Raw genomic sequence first — 13,970 nt, 5'->3', positions numbered from 1 at the left:
GGAGCGACCGAGATGAAGAAGAATCTGACCTTCCCCAGTCACGGCGTCGCCTGCGCGGCCTGGCATATTCCGGCCGTCTCCGACGTGCTGGCCGGCGCAGCCGGACGCCCGTGCGTGGTGATGGCACACGGCTTCGGCGGCACCCGGGACACCGGCCTGATCGGCTATGCCGAGGGGTTCGCCGACCACGGAATCGACGTATTGGTGTTCGACTACCGTGGCTTCGGCGATTCGGAAGGAACACCGCGCCAGGACGTTTCCTTCCGACGTCAGCGCCAGGACTATCACGCGGCGATCGCCGCCGCCCGTCACCTGCCCGGCGTGGACGCCGATCGAATCGCATTGTGGGGAACGTCGTACTCCGGTGGTCATGTCATCGCAGTCGCCGCCCAGGACAGGCGGGTCGCGGCGATCGTATCGATGACCCCGGCGACCGACGGGCTGGCAGCGGCGGTGCAGATCGCCCGCTACGCCGGAGCCGGCCAACTGGTGCGCACCACCGGCCACGGGCTGCGCGACCTCGCTCGCCGGATCGCCGGGCGCCGACCGCACCACATCCCGGTGGTGGCACAGCGGGGAAAGGTGGCGATCATCAGCACCCCCGGCGCCGAGGAGGCCTACACCTCCATCGCCGGCCCGACGTGGCGGAACGAGATCTGCGCGCGCACAGCTCTGGAGGTGCCCGTGAACCGTCCCATCACCGCTGCCGGCCGTCTTGGCTGCCCGATCCTTGTGCAGGTGGGCACACACGACCGTGTCGCACCGCCCGTCGCCGCGCGCAGGACCGCGAAGAAGGCCGGAGCTTCTGCACTGTTGTGCGAGTACCCCGTCGATCACTTCGACGTCTACGACGGCCCTTGGCAGCAACGGATGCTGCGTGACCAGATCGGCTTCCTCACCCGCGTCCTCGAGCCGGCGCGGACCCTGCCGACCGTCGCCGTTCCGCCGAGCCGCTGACGCTCGAACCCGAGGACATTCCGAACGAGGTTCCGCCATGACATTCATCACCCCGTCCGACGCGATGTTCCTGGCGTCGGAAACCCGTGAACACCCCATGCACGTCGGCGGCCTGCACGTGTTCCGGCTGCCCGACGGTGCCCCACCCGACTATGTGCACGATCTGTATCGACGGTTGCTCGAAAGCACCGAGCCGGCGGGGATGTACCGGCGCAAACCGGCCTGGCCGGGCCCGCTGTCGGGGGCGCTGCGCTGGGCAGACGACGACGTCGACCTCGATTACCACGTGCGGCATTCGGCGCTGCCGCGGCCCGGCCGGGTGCGCGAACTGCTGGCCCTGGTGTCGCGGTTGCACGGCACACTGCTCGACCGGCACCGGCCGCTGTGGGAGTTCCACCTCATCGAGGGACTCGACGACAACCGGTTCGCGGTGTACGGCAAGGTGCACCACGCGCTGACCGACGGTGTGAACGCGGTCCGCAACACCGCGGCCATGCTGTCGGACCAGCCGACCGGCACACCGCGCCCGCTGTGGGGCCCGCGGCCGAGGGCGACCCGTGATCCGGCCCGCCCGCGCGGTTTCGTCAAGGACCTCGCCGGTGTCCTGCCCGCGGCGGCGCAAGTGGTCACGAGGGGGCTGCGCACACCCGATGCGGCGCTGCCGTTCACCGCTCCGAAGACCGTCTTGAATCGCCCGCTGACCGGGGCGCGACGCTTTGCCGCCCAGTCGTGGCCGATGGCCGCGATCGCCGCGGTGGCCGAGCGCCACGGCGCGACCATCAACGACGTGGTGCTGGCGATGTGTTCGGGCGCGCTGCGCGAGTATCTCTCCAGCACCGCCGACCTACCGGAGAAGTCACTGGTCGCCGCGGTGCCGGTGGCTTTGCCGCGCACCGAGGGTGACGGCAACGCGGTCACGATGGTGCTGTGCCGGTTGGCCACCGACGTCGCCGACCCGGTGGAACGCCTGCACCGCATCCAGGCCTCCATGCTGGCCGCCAAGGAGGTGATGCGCGGGCGCAGCGCACTCCAGCTTTCGACGATCGGCATGCTGACCTCGATCGGTCCCACCGGTCTGGCCGCCGTGCCCGGCTTCACGTCGGTCGCGGCGCCGCCGTATAACGTGGTGATCTCCAACGTGCCCGGGCCACGCAAGCGACTCTTCTGGGGCGACGCCACGATGGAAAGTTGGTATCCGGTGTCGATGCCGGTGGAAGGCCAAGCCCTGAACATCACAGTGCTCAGCTACGCCGACAACATCGAGTTCGGTCTGATCGCCTGCCGGCGCAACGTTCCTCACCTTCAGCGGATGCTCGGCTGTCTGGACGCCGGTTTGGCGGCACTGAGCTGATCGCCGCCGCTCGACGTCCCCAGGAGCATCCACCGGTCCGGCCCGAGCGGCCGGTCGGTTAGCGTGACGGGTCCGGCCCCGGCGAGAGGACAGATGATGACCGCAGCACCGCCCGCACCGGCACGACAGCTGAGCCGGGCCCTGGCCGGCGTGCTGGCCGTCCTCGTCACCACCGGGTGGGCGGCGAACCACTTCGCCGCGATGATCCCCGTCCTGCGCGAGCACGAAGGTCTCTCGCACGCACTGCTCGACGGGGTGTTCGGCATCTACGCGCTCGGACTGCTGCCCGGCCTGGTCGGCGGCGGTGCCCTCTCGGACCGGGTGGGCCGAGCCGCGGTCGTGCTCCCCGGTGCGACGATCGCCCTCGCCGGTACCGTGCTGCTCCTCGTCCGGCACGACGCCGCCGGGCTCGTCGCGGGCCGTCTCGTCGTCGGGATCGGCGCAGGACTGGCCATCGGGGCGGGGACCGCGTGGGCCACGGACCTGCGCGGGAAGGTCGGCACGGTGCTCGCCGGCGTGGCCCTCAGCTCCGGATTCGCCCTGGGACCCTTCGTGTCCGGTCTGCTCGCCGAGTTCGGCCCGCGGCCGCTGTCCCTCCCCTTCGTGCTCTCGGCCGCGTTGTCGGCGGCGGCCGTGGCCGCCGCGGCGGTGTGGAGCCGGTCCGCGCACTACGCGGCGGCGGACCTGCAACCGGTCGTGCCGGGGCACGGACGGTCGGTGGCCGCCGCACTGTCCTGGTCGTTACCGCTGGCGCCCTGGGTGTTCGCCTGCGTCACTGTCGCGTTCGTGACCTTCCCGGCCCGCGTCTCGAGCGAGTACGCGGGACCGGCACTGACCGGCGCCGCGGCGCTGCTCGCCCTGGGCTCCGGGATCGTCGTGCAGGCGGCGGCGCGGCGCCGGGAGTGGGGACCGCGGGCCGGGACGGTCGGCGCCGTCCTCGCCGGGCTCGGGTTCCTCCTCGTCGGCGCCGGCGGAACGCACCCGCCGCTGTGGTTGCTGCCCGTCGCGGCACCCGTGCTCGGGGTGGCCTACGGGCTGTGCCTGCGCGAGGGACTGCTCGACCTCGAGTCGCTCGCGCCCAAGACTGCGCGCGGGACGCTGACCGGTGTCTTCTACGTCGGCACCTACCTGGGCTTCGCCCTGCCGGTGCTGCTCGTGGTGCTCGAGCCCGTCACCGGCGCGAGCCTGCCGCTGTTCGCGCTCGCCGTCCCGGCGTTCGTGGTCGCCGTGGTGCGGGCCCGGCGGCTGGTCGTCGCCGAGCACCCCCGCACCGCCGACGTGCCGCACGGGTGAAGAACGGCCCGGCCCTCCCGCCGGAAATTCGCTCGCCCCTCCGGAATCCGCTCCGGCAATGCCGCGCGCGGATCCACAACCGGCGCGACGATCCTGCCGACCCTCACTCCACGAGGGCGCGGAACTGCGCGTCGTACAAGCGGAAGTAGGCGCCGCCCGCCTCGAGGAGCTCGTCGTGTGTGCCCTGTTCGACGATGCGTCCGTGTTCCATCACCACGATCCGGTCCGCGTCGCGGATGGTCGAGAGCCGATGCGCGATCACAAAACTGGTGCGATCGCGGCGCAGCACCGCCGTCGCATGCTGCACGAGCAACTCGGTGCGGGTGTCGACCGAGCTGGTGGCCTCGTCGAGGATCAGGATGGACGGTTGGGCGAGGAAGGCGCGGGCGGTGGTGATCAGCTGCCGCTCCCCCGCGCTGATGTTGCCGGCGTCCTCGTCGATCACGGTGTCGTAGCCGTCGGGCAGGGACCGCACGAACCGGTCGACGTAGCTGATGCGTGCGGCCTCGAGGATCTGGTCCTCGGTGGCGTCCGGCCGGCCGTAGGCGATGTTGTCGCGGATGGTGCCGCCGAACAGCCAGGTGTCCTGCAGCACCATCCCGATGCGCGAGCGCAGCTCGTCGCGGCTCATGGTCGTGATGTCCACGCCGTCGACGAGGATGCGTCCCGAATCCAGTTCGTAGAAGCGCAGGATCAGGTTCACCAGCGTGGTCTTGCCGGCGCCGGTCGGTCCGACGATCGCGACCATCTGCCCCGGCTCGACCCGCAGGTCGAGATGCTCGATGAGCGGCCGCTCCGGCAGGTACGAGAACGAGACGTCCTCGAACTCGACCAGGCCGTACCGCCCCCACGGGGTGACGGGGGCCGGCGGATCGGGTTCCTGCTCGGGTTCGTCGAGGATCTCGAACACCCGCTCGGCGGACGCCGCCGCGGACTGCAGCAGATTGACCATCGCGCCGATCTGACCGAGCGGCTGGCCGAGCTGGCGCGAGTACTGGATCAGGGCCTGCACCTCGCCGAGACTGACGGTGCCCGACGCGACCCGCAACCCGCCGAGCACGGCGATCGCGACGTAGCTGAGGTTGCTCATGAACATCACCAGCGGCATCACCAGCCCGGAGACGAACTGGGCCCGGAACCCGGCCCGGAACAGTTCGTCGTTGGTTTCGGTGAAGCGGCGCTCGACCTCGGCGGTGCGGCCGAACGCGGTGACGAGTTCGTGGCCGGTGAAGGCCTCCTCGATCTGACCGTTGAGGTTGCCGGTGGTCTTCCACTGGGTCACGAAGTGCCGCTTCGACCGCTTCGCCACCACCGCGGTCACCACCACCGACGCCGGCACCATGAGGATCGCGACGAGTGCGAGCAGCGGCGAGATCCACACCATCATCACGACGAGGCCGAGCAGGGTGAGCACCGACAGCACCAGCTGGCTGATCGACTGCTGCAGACCCTGCGAGATGTTGTCGATGTCGTTGGTGACGCGGCTGAGCAGGTCACCTCGGGAGTGGGAGTCGAAATAGCGCAGCGGCAGCGCATGCACCTTGCGTTCCACCCGGGTTCGCAGGTCGCGGATGACGCGCTGGACGATCTCGTTGAGCCCGTACGCCGCCAGCCAGATCAGGCCCGACGACAGCAGATACAGCGCGAGCACGAACACGAGGGTGCGGCCGAGGGCGGCGAAGTCGATGCCCGCGCCCGGCACGAGCGACATCGCCGACACCATCTCCGCGAACTGGTCACGTCCCTGCGCACGCAGCGCCTCGACGGCCTGCTCCTTCGACAACCCGGCCGGCAGCTGCCGGCCGATCACCCCGCTGAAGATCAGGTCGGTCGCGTGACCGAGAACCCGGGGCGCCACCGACGACGCCACCACCCCGAGCACGGCCAGCACGAGCACCACGGATGCGGCCCACCGATGCGGCCGCAACAGGCCGACGAGCCGTTTGGTGGCCGGCCACTTCTGCCGAGCCCGGTTCTCCGGGGCGCCCGGGTCCACACCCCCGAGCCGCGGTCCCGCCTCCTTGCGCTCGGTCATGCGTTCACCATGCGCTGCGACTCGACGATCTCGGCGTAGGTCGGGCAGCTCGCGAGCAACTCCAGATGCGTGCCCGAGCCGACGACGGCCCCGCCGTCGAGGACGACGATGCGGTCGGCGTCGAGCACCGTGGACACCCGTTGCGCGACGACCACGACGCACGCATCGCGGGTCTCCGGGAACAGCGCCTCCCGCAGCCGCGCGTCGGTGGCCTGGTCCAGAGCCGAGAACGCGTCGTCGAACAGGTAGATCGACGGCCGGCGGACCAGCGCCCGGGCGATGGCCAGGCGCTGACGCTGTCCGCCCGAGACCGTCGTGCCGCCCTGGGCGACGAGGGTGTCGAGTCCCTCCGGCATCGCCCGGACGAAGTCCGCCGCCTGCGCGACCTCGAGGGCGTGCCAGAGTTCGTCGTCGGTGGCGTCGGCGCGGCCGTACCGCAGGTTCTCGGCGACGGTGCCGGAGAACAGGTAGGCCCGCTGCGGTACGAGACCGATCGCGGAGCGCAGCACCTGCGGGTCCAGCTCGCGCACGTCGGTGCCGCCCACCAGGACCGCGCCGGCGGTGACGTCGATCAGCCGCGGGATCAGCCGGAGCAGGGTCGTCTTGCCGGAGCCGGTACCACCGATCACGGCGGTCGTGCTGCCTGGTTCGGCCCGGAACGTCACGTCGCGCAGGACGGGCGCGTCGGCACCGGGGTACGCGAACGCCGCACTCCGCAACTCGAGGGTCACGGGGGTGGCGAGGGTGCGGACGGGCCGGGCCGGCGTCGGCAGCGACGATTCGGTGTCGAGCACGTCGAGGATCCGCTCGGCGCACACGGCCGCGCGCGGCGCCATCATCGCCACGAACGACGTCATCATCACCGCCATGAGGATCTGCATGATGTAGCTCAGCAGCGCGGTGAGAGACCCGACCTGCATGTCGCCGGTGTCGATCCGGTGGCCACCGAACCACAGCACGGCCACGCTCGTGGCGTTCGCGATGAGCATCACGAGCGGGAACAGCAGGGCGTTGATGCGGCCGACGTGCAACGCGGTGTCGGTCAGTTCCCCGTTGGCGACCTCGAACCGCTCCCGTTCGGTGGGCTCGCGGACGAACGCGCGCACCACGCGGATCCCGGTGATCTGTTCGCGGAGAATCCGGTTGACGGCGTCGATGCGCACCTGCATCACGCGGAAGGCCGGCACCATCCGCGCGATCAGGACGAACATGGTGATTGCGAGGACGGGCACGGCGGCGACGAGTACCAGCGACGTGCCGACGTCCTCGCGCAGCGCCATGACGATGCCCCCGATGCCCATGATCGGGGCCATCACCACGATGGTGCAGCTCATCAGCACGAGCATCTGCACCTGCTGCACGTCGTTGGTGTTGCGGGTGATGAGCGACGGCGCGCCGAACCGGCCGAACTCGCGGGCGGAGAACTCGCCGACGCGACGGAGCACGGCGAGCCGCACGTCGCGGCCGACCGCCATGGCCGTGCGCGCCGCGAAGTACACCGAACCGATCGAGCAGCCGATCTGCACCGAACTGATCGCCAGCATCACCGCGCCGGTGGTCAGGATGTAGCCGATGTCGCCGCGGGCGACGCCGTAGTCGATCAGGTCGGCGTTGAGGGCCGGCAGGATCAGCATGGTGCCGGTGGCCACCGTCTGCAGCAGCACCACCGCGAGCAGCGCCCCGCGGTGCGGGCGCAGGAACCGCAGGAGCAACCGGACCAGCATGATCACCACGCTACCGGTGCAGGGGCCCGGTTCCCGGCACCTTTTCCGCCCCCGCGGGAACGGAAGAGGTGCCCGGGCCCGGTCATGTGTGCGCCGGCTCGCGGGTGGGCTCGGGGGCGGTCAGCTCACGGCGGAGCTTCTCGCCCTCGACGTCCACGTTCGGCAGGATGCGGTCCAGCCACTTCGGCAGCCACCAGGCCTTGTCGCCGAGGAGCGCCATCACCGCCGGGATGATCACCATGCGCACGACGAACGCGTCGAAGAACACGGCGGCGGCGAGCGCGAAGCCGATCGACTTGATGAACGAGTTCGGTTCCGCGATGAAGGCCGCGAACACCGAGATCATGATGACCGCGGCGGCGGTGACCACCCGGGCGCCGTGGGCGAACCCGATCCGCACGGCCTCCTTCGCGGAGGCGCCGTGGACGAATTCCTCCCGCATGCGGGTCACCAGGAAGACCTGGTAGTCCATCGCCAACCCGAACACCACACCGATGAGGAAGATCGGCATGAAGCTGACGATCGGCTGCGGGTTGGAGACGAGCCCGCCCCAGCCCTCCTGGAAGACCGCCACGGTGGCGCCGAACGTCGCCAGGACGCTGAGCAGGAATCCGAGGGTCGCGGTCAGCGGCACCAGGATCGACCGGAACACGAGCATCAGCAGGATGAACGCGAGCCCGACGACCACCGCGAGATACGGGACGAGCGCGCTCTGCAGGGTTTCGGACACGTCGCCCTCGAGGGCGGTCTGTCCGGTGATGCCGTAGGAGACGCCGATCTCGTCGTTCAGCTGGGCCTCCTGGTCGCGGATGCTCGAGACGAGATCCATCGTCGCCGGCTCGCTGGGGCCCGACCGGGGGGTGACCATGATCTGCGCGGTGTCACCGGCCTCGTTGACCGCCACGACCTGGGCGTTGACCACCTCGTCCTGCTCGTACAGGCGCTGCACGACCTCCCCGAACGCCTCCTGCGGCGCGACGGTGGTCTCGCGGGCGTCGGCGACGACGAGCAGCGGACCGTTGCGGCCGGGACCGAACGCCTCGTTCACGAGGTCGTAGGCCTGCCGGGCGCTGGTCTTCGGGTCGCCGGTCGCCTCGGTGGGCAGGGCGAGCTGCAGGTTCGCGCCGGGCAGCGCGAGGATGCCGAGCAGCAGCACGCCGGCGACGAGCGGGATCAGCGGCTTGCCGGTGGCCCAGCGGATGTAGCGCTGGGCGGCGCTCGGGGTGTCGGTGTCGGCCTCCGGATCGTGGTCCTTCAGGCCCGGGATGCGGCCGGCGAACGCCTTGCGCCCGAACAGGCCGAGGATCGCGGGCAGCAGGCTGATCGCGATGAGCACGGCGATGAACACCGTGAATGCGGCCGCGTACCCCATCGCGGACAGGAACGGGATCCCCACCACGCTGAGCGCCATCAGGGCGATGATCACGGTCAGGCCGGCGAACACGACGGCCGAGCCTGCGGTGCCCACGGCACGTCCGGCCGCCTCGGCCCGGTCGGCGGTGACGGTGATCTCGTGGCGGAACCGGGAGACGATGAACAGCGAGTAGTCGATCGCGACGGCGAGACCGATCATGATCGCCAGCGTCGGGGTCATCGAGCTCAGGTCCGCGAAACCGGTGGCGACGGTGATTCCGAGGCTGCCGATGGCGATGCCGATGATGGCGGTGATCAACGGCAGGCCCGCGGCGACGAGCGAGCCGAAGGTGATGGCGAGGACGACGGCGGCGATGCCGATGCCGATGAGTTCGGTGACGCCACCGGGCATCTCGGCCTCCGCGGCGGCGGTTCCGCTGACCTGGACGTTCAGCCCTGCGTCCCGGCCGATCTCCGCGGCCGCGGCGATCTGCTCACGCATCGTGTCGTCGACGTCGCCGAAGCCGCCCTCGAACGGGACGGTGACGAAGCCGACGGTACGGTCCGGGCTCAGCGGCGACAGCGCGGCCGCGTCGGCGAGCGCGGTCTCCTCCGGCTTGCCCTGCTGCTCCGCGGCGGCCTTCATCCGTTCGACGAGACCGGCGTTCGCGGCGACGGGGTCGACGAGGACGGCGGCCTGCTGCTCGGGGGTGGCGACTGCCGGGTCGATCTTGGCGGCAGCGGCCACCTTGTCGATGCCGCGGATCGCCGCGAGCACCTCGTTCATCGCCGCGAGGTTCTGCGGTTCGTCGAGGGTCCCGCCTTCGGGGGCGGCGAACACGTAGCGGGCACTGAGCGCGTTCATCGGGTCCTCGGCGTTCGGGAACCGTTCGGCGAGCAGGTCCTGCGTCTGCTGCGCGGGGGTGCCCGGGATGGAGAACGAGTCGGTCGTCGGCCCGGACAGGGTGGCCGCACCCACTCCGAAGAGGACGAGGATCGCCAGCCAGAGGGAGAGGACCGTGCCTTTTCGCCGATAGGCGAACTTGCCGATCCGATAGAGATAGGTCGCCACGGGGAACCTCGTCTTCCGGATGTGTCGTGCAGATGTCTTAGGAAAGGCCTTGTCGCAGTTGCTCGAAGGCGGCTCGGACGAGCTCCTCCGGGGACGTCGCCCCCGAGGTGCCGGCGAGCCACAGTTCGACTGCCGACTTCATGGCCGAGACCGCGGCGTAGCGGACCAGGCTCGGATACAGGTCGACCCGGGGGTCGGTGCCGGTGCGCTCGGCGATGGCCTCGACGAGCAGTTGCGAGGCGCGCACTTCCATCTCGACGCGGCGCGCCAGCAGGGCGGGGCTCTGTTCGAGCAGCTCCATGGTCGTGCACAGCTCGACGAAGTCACCGCCGGGATCCGAAACTATTTCCCGTGCAACGGCTTCCATCGATTCCCACACGGGCTCACCGGCGGGCCGCGCGTGCAGGCGCCCGACCCACGCGTGCACCAACCCCTCGAGGTGCGCGAGGACGGCCTCTTCCTTACCGGCGAAGTAGTTGTGGAAGGTGCGGGTGGACACCCCGGCCCGGGCGGCGATGGCGTCGGCCGTGACACCGTCGAGCCCCCTCTCCCGCGCGAGGTCGGCCGCGGCCGCGACGAGCGCTGCTCGCGTGGCGGCCTTCTTGCGGTCGCGCAGGCCGGGCGAAGTGGTCACGTCTTCCACGGTACGCACCTTGCAGAGTCCTGCAAATTTGCAGAGTCCTGCAAGAATATGTGTTTGCCCACACCGCTCCGCACGGTGTGGCGGCGCTCACGTGCGGCGTCGCTCCCAGGCGCCCGGATCGGCGGTCAGGTCGGACACGAACCCGGGAAGATCGTCCGCGACGACGTCGGCGAGGGTGACCTCCTCGAGGACGGCCCGCAGATTCACCCGCACCGCGATCCACACGTCGCGCAGGCGTTCGGCCGGTCCGGTGTAGACCACGTCCTCCGGCCGCTGGCCGCGCACCGACGCGAGCGGGCCCTCCACGGTGCGGATGATGTCCGCGACGGAGATCTTCTCGGGCGGCCGCGCCAGCCAGTACCCACCCTCCGGGCCGCGGCGACTGCGCACCAGCCCGCCCCGGCGCAGGTCGCCGAGCACCGCCTCGAGGAACTTGTGCGGGATGTTCTGCGCCCGCGCCAGGTTCTCGGCCTTGGCGGGCGCCTCGCCTGCCGCCGCGAGTTCGAGCAGCGTGCGCACGGCATAGTCCACCCGGGCGGTGATGTGCACGTCGCGCTCCTCGGTTCGATCCTGCGCCGCCGGCGGCGACGGACACAGAATTCCTACCAAACCGGGGGAAAAGCGCGCGAGTCCCGTCCCGCGATCGCCGGTCACGCGGTGACCGTGCGCCGACGCGCCGACGCCGCACACAACGCGAGCCCGACGACGACCCATGCGCTCAGCACCAGCACCGCCGTCCCACCGCCGTGTCCGTCGAAGAAGGCGACCGAGCGGACCACGGTCCCCGCGGCGCCCGGTGGCAGCAACTGGCCGAACGCACCCCATCCCTGCGGCAACCACGCCGCGGTGGTCGCGAAGCCCGACAGCGGGTTGCCGACGAACAGCATCAGGACCGCACCGGCACCGAAGCCGGGCAGGCCGAAGAGCGACTCGAGGCCCAGCAGGGGCAGCGAGACGGCGGCCAGGCTCAGCGCGAGCGCCCCCGCGGTCGCCCAGTAGTTCCCGGTCAGGCTGCCGAACCCGAACTGCAGGACGGCAGTGAGAGTCAGCCCCGCGAGCACCGCGAAGCCGATCGCGCCGAGCACGCGCAGGCCGACGCGCCCGGGGAACAACCTGACGAGCGCGATCGCCGGCACCAGACCGCCGAGAACCAGGGGCAGGGCCAGCGAGTTCAGGCCGGCCCCGGCCGGGTCGTCGGCGGGCAGCGGCACGACGTCGCGCACGGGGACGGGCCGCCCGAGTGTCTGCGACAGTCCGGCGGCCGTGGCGGTCAGCACCTGCGCGACGGGGGCCCCGCCCGCGCCGGCGACATACATCGCGGGCCCGTCCGGTTCGACGGCGAGACCGCCGACGACCGCACGCTGCTCGATCGCCGTGCGCAGCGCCTCCACGTCGTCGTATCGCTGTGGCGAGAACGCGCCCGGCCGGGCGTCGGCGAGACCGGCCTCGATCCGGGCGACGGCCTGGTCCGGCCCGGCGACGCCGATCTTCAGAGCGTGCGGGCCGCTGTTCACGGCGGGCGCGGCGAAGGCGACGAGCATCAGGGCGATCACGGCGGTGAGCGCGAACACGACGCCGACGACGCGGACGGCGGCGGGCGGCGTGTGCCGGGCGGTGGAGGTGTCCGGGGAGGAGGTCGGGGCGGCCATGACGACTCCTTGAAGTGGAGGATTGCTCTCCGTTTATGTGGAGTATATTCCTCCGGTAGGAGCGGGGATGTCAACCCGCCGACCACAGGAGAGTGCATGCGCGCCGACGCCGCCCGCCGCCGCGAGGCCCTGATCCTCGCCGCCCGCGACGTGCTCGCCGAACGGGGACACGACGCACCCCTCGACGCCATCGCCGAGCGTGCCGGCGTGGGCATCGCCACCCTCTACCGCAACTTCCCCACGCGCGACGATCTCGCGCACGCGGTGGCCCGTCGCACCCTCATCGAGGCGGGCGCGGCCGCGGACCGCGCCCTCGCCGCGATGGCGTCGGATCCCGAACGCGCCTGGACGGAATTCGTCGACACCGCCGTCCGGCTGCGGCTCGGCGCCCTGATCCCGGCCCTCATCGTCGAGAGCTACCGGGAACTGCCCGATGACGTCCTCGAGATCCGGGAGGGCACCAAGGCGCGCGTCACCGAACTCGTCCACGCCGCACAGCGAGCAGGTCTCGTCCGCGACGACGTCCGGCCGATCGAGGTGATCATGGCGGTCGCCCGGCTCACCCGGCCCCACGTGCGGTTCGTCGACGACGTCGTGCCCGGCCTCGTGCCCCGGATGATCGCGATCTACCTCGCCGGCCTGCGCCCCGACGGACGGCCGCTGCCCCGGTGACCGCCGGACCTCCGTAGTGACCGGCAACACATTCCGGTAGATTGGACGCCTGTTCACATCACTCCCGGAGGACCGAATGTGGGAGACCCTGACGGCGTCCTGGGCGTCGCTGCTCGAACCCCTGCACGACCCCGTCGCGCTGGCCATCCCGGCGTTCCTGCTGTTCCTCGCCCTCGAGTGGGCCGCCGCGCGCACGCTCGAGCACGTCGAACCCGGGGCCGACGGACACACCCGCCCGCCCCGCGGTGGCTACGAGGCCCGTGACGCACGCACGAGCATCTCCATGGGACTCGTCTCCATCGGCACCAGCGCCGCGTGGAAGGTGCTGGCTCTCGTCGGCTACTCGGCGATCTGGGTGTATCTCGCACCGTGGCACCTACCGGCGGACGCCTGGTACACGTGGGTGATCCTGATCCTCGGTATCGACGTGCTCTACTACTGGTACCACCGGACGGCACACCGGGTGCGCCTGGTGTGGGCCACCCACCAGGCGCATCACTCGAGCGAGTACTTCAACTTCGCCACCGCCCTGCGCCAGAAGTGGAACAACAGCGGCGAGATCCTCATGTGGCTGCCGCTGCCCTTCCTCGGCATCCCGCCGTGGATGGTGTTCGTCGGATTCTCCGTCTCGCTCGTGTACCAGTTCTTCGTGCACACCGAGCGGGTGGGCACGCTGCCCCGGCCCGTCGAGTTCGTCTTCAACACCCCGTCGCACCATCGGGTGCACCACGGCTGCGACCCCGAATACCTCGACCGCAACTACGGCGGCATCCTGATCCTCTGGGACCGCCTGTTCGGCACCTTCCGCCGCGAGACCCACCGCCCCACGTACGGACTCACCAAGCCCGTCGGCACCTACAACATCTGGCGACTGCAGACGCACGAATACCAGGCCATCGCCCGCGACTGGCGTACCGCGACGCGCCGGCGCGACAAGCTGGGGTACGTGTTCGGCCCTCCGGGCTGGGCGCCGTCGCACCCGGCCACGGTCACGAGTGCGCAGTTGTCGTCACGACACGCCGGGTGACCCGACGAGAACTGCACATTCGACGAACGACAACGGCCCCGATCCGGTGAATCGGATCGGGGCCGTTCGTGGCGGTGGCGGAGGGATTTGAACCCTCGGACGGGGGTTACCCGTCACACGCTTTCGAGGCGTGCTCCTTAGGCCGCTCGGACACGCCACCGCCCACGACTTTACCGGATTCGGTCCCGGAGTTG

At 70.7% G+C, this 13,970-nt stretch carries 11 protein-coding genes and 1 tRNA gene; 5 read left to right on the top strand and 7 right to left on the bottom strand.

Annotated elements, in window-relative coordinates:
- The first annotated feature begins 12 nt into the window (after positions 1-12).
- The 3 genes from F1734_RS03570 to F1734_RS03560 all read left to right on the top strand — a co-directional run bounded on the left by F1734_RS03570 (position 13) and on the right by F1734_RS03560 (position 3,601).
- Positions 13-957 carry an alpha/beta hydrolase gene (locus F1734_RS03570; protein ID WP_010594861.1) on the top strand — a complete coding sequence of 315 codons (945 nt, stop codon included), beginning with the start codon at positions 13-15 and terminating at the stop codon, positions 955-957.
- Between the two features lie 37 nt (positions 958-994).
- Positions 995-2,308, top strand: coding sequence for a WS/DGAT/MGAT family O-acyltransferase (locus tag F1734_RS03565; protein ID WP_203011363.1), 1,314 nt, complete (start codon positions 995-997; stop codon positions 2,306-2,308).
- Positions 2,309-2,401: 93 nt separating this feature from the next.
- Positions 2,402-3,601 (top strand): MFS transporter, encoded by a 1,200-nt coding sequence (locus F1734_RS03560; protein WP_099528123.1) that lies wholly within the window; start codon positions 2,402-2,404, stop codon positions 3,599-3,601.
- Between the two features lie 103 nt (positions 3,602-3,704).
- Here F1734_RS03560 and F1734_RS03555 read toward each other — a convergent pair whose 3' ends face one another.
- From F1734_RS03555 to F1734_RS03530, 6 genes are all read right to left on the bottom strand, one after another.
- Positions 3,705-5,636, bottom strand: coding sequence for an ABC transporter ATP-binding protein (locus tag F1734_RS03555; protein ID WP_010594858.1), 1,932 nt, complete (start codon positions 5,634-5,636; stop codon positions 3,705-3,707).
- Positions 5,633-7,360 carry an ABC transporter ATP-binding protein gene (locus F1734_RS03550; protein WP_026137972.1) on the bottom strand — a complete coding sequence of 576 codons (1,728 nt, stop codon included), beginning with the start codon at positions 7,358-7,360 and terminating at the stop codon, positions 5,633-5,635. Before F1734_RS03550 ends, F1734_RS03555 begins: the two co-directional genes overlap by 4 nt.
- 82 nt (positions 7,361-7,442) lie before the next feature.
- Entirely contained in the window at positions 7,443-9,785 is a 2,343-nt protein-coding gene (locus F1734_RS03545) for an MMPL family transporter (RefSeq protein WP_017681609.1), read from the bottom strand.
- A 37-nt stretch (positions 9,786-9,822) separates the two neighbouring features.
- Positions 9,823-10,419 (bottom strand): TetR/AcrR family transcriptional regulator, encoded by a 597-nt coding sequence (locus F1734_RS03540; protein WP_026137973.1) that lies wholly within the window; start codon positions 10,417-10,419, stop codon positions 9,823-9,825.
- 96 nt (positions 10,420-10,515) lie between these two features.
- Positions 10,516-10,977: an RrF2 family transcriptional regulator gene (locus F1734_RS03535; RefSeq protein WP_010594854.1), complete on the bottom strand. Its 462-nt coding sequence runs from the start codon at positions 10,975-10,977 to the stop codon at positions 10,516-10,518.
- Between the two features lie 101 nt (positions 10,978-11,078).
- Complete coding sequence (locus tag F1734_RS03530) at positions 11,079-12,077, bottom strand: hypothetical protein (protein ID WP_102031874.1); 999 nt, start codon at positions 12,075-12,077, stop codon at positions 11,079-11,081.
- Between the two features lie 96 nt (positions 12,078-12,173).
- Between F1734_RS03530 and F1734_RS03525 the strand changes: the two genes are divergently transcribed.
- Together F1734_RS03525 and F1734_RS03520 are read left to right on the top strand one after the other, a co-directional pair.
- Entirely contained in the window at positions 12,174-12,749 is a 576-nt protein-coding gene (locus F1734_RS03525) for a TetR/AcrR family transcriptional regulator (protein ID WP_048773592.1), read from the top strand.
- Between the two features lie 76 nt (positions 12,750-12,825).
- Complete coding sequence (locus F1734_RS03520) at positions 12,826-13,776, top strand: sterol desaturase family protein (protein ID WP_203011362.1); 951 nt, start codon at positions 12,826-12,828, stop codon at positions 13,774-13,776.
- 69 nt (positions 13,777-13,845) lie between these two features.
- On the opposite strand, the gene F1734_RS03515 is transcribed toward F1734_RS03520, so the two are convergent.
- Positions 13,846-13,936, bottom strand: a tRNA-Ser gene (locus F1734_RS03515).
- Positions 13,937-13,970: the final 34 nt, after the last annotated feature.

The sequence above is a fragment of the Rhodococcus ruber genome (genome assembly GCF_016804345.1).
Lineage (GTDB): Bacteria > Actinomycetota > Actinomycetes > Mycobacteriales > Mycobacteriaceae > Rhodococcus > Rhodococcus ruber.
The sequence above is the reverse complement of the archived record's forward strand: the minus strand, read 5'-3'. Positions and strand labels throughout refer to the sequence as shown.

Bases quoted from the DNA above. Each gene is read 5' to 3' on its own strand.
- F1734_RS03570 (WP_010594861.1), top strand. From the start codon at position 13: ATGAAGAAGAATCTGACCTTCCCCAGTCACGGCGTCGCCTGCGCGGCC.
- F1734_RS03565 (WP_203011363.1), top strand. From the start codon at position 995: ATGACATTCATCACCCCGTCCGACGCGATGTTCCTGGCGTCGGAAACC.
- F1734_RS03560 (WP_099528123.1), top strand. From the start codon at position 2,402: ATGATGACCGCAGCACCGCCCGCACCGGCACGACAGCTGAGCCGGGCC.
- F1734_RS03555 (WP_010594858.1), bottom strand. From the start codon at position 5,636: ATGACCGAGCGCAAGGAGGCGGGACCGCGGCTCGGGGGTGTGGACCCG.
- F1734_RS03550 (WP_026137972.1), bottom strand. From the start codon at position 7,360: ATGCTGGTCCGGTTGCTCCTGCGGTTCCTGCGCCCGCACCGCGGGGCG.
- F1734_RS03530 (WP_102031874.1), bottom strand. From the start codon at position 12,077: ATGGCCGCCCCGACCTCCTCCCCGGACACCTCCACCGCCCGGCACACG.
- F1734_RS03525 (WP_048773592.1), top strand. From the start codon at position 12,174: ATGCGCGCCGACGCCGCCCGCCGCCGCGAGGCCCTGATCCTCGCCGCC.
- F1734_RS03520 (WP_203011362.1), top strand. From the start codon at position 12,826: ATGTGGGAGACCCTGACGGCGTCCTGGGCGTCGCTGCTCGAACCCCTG.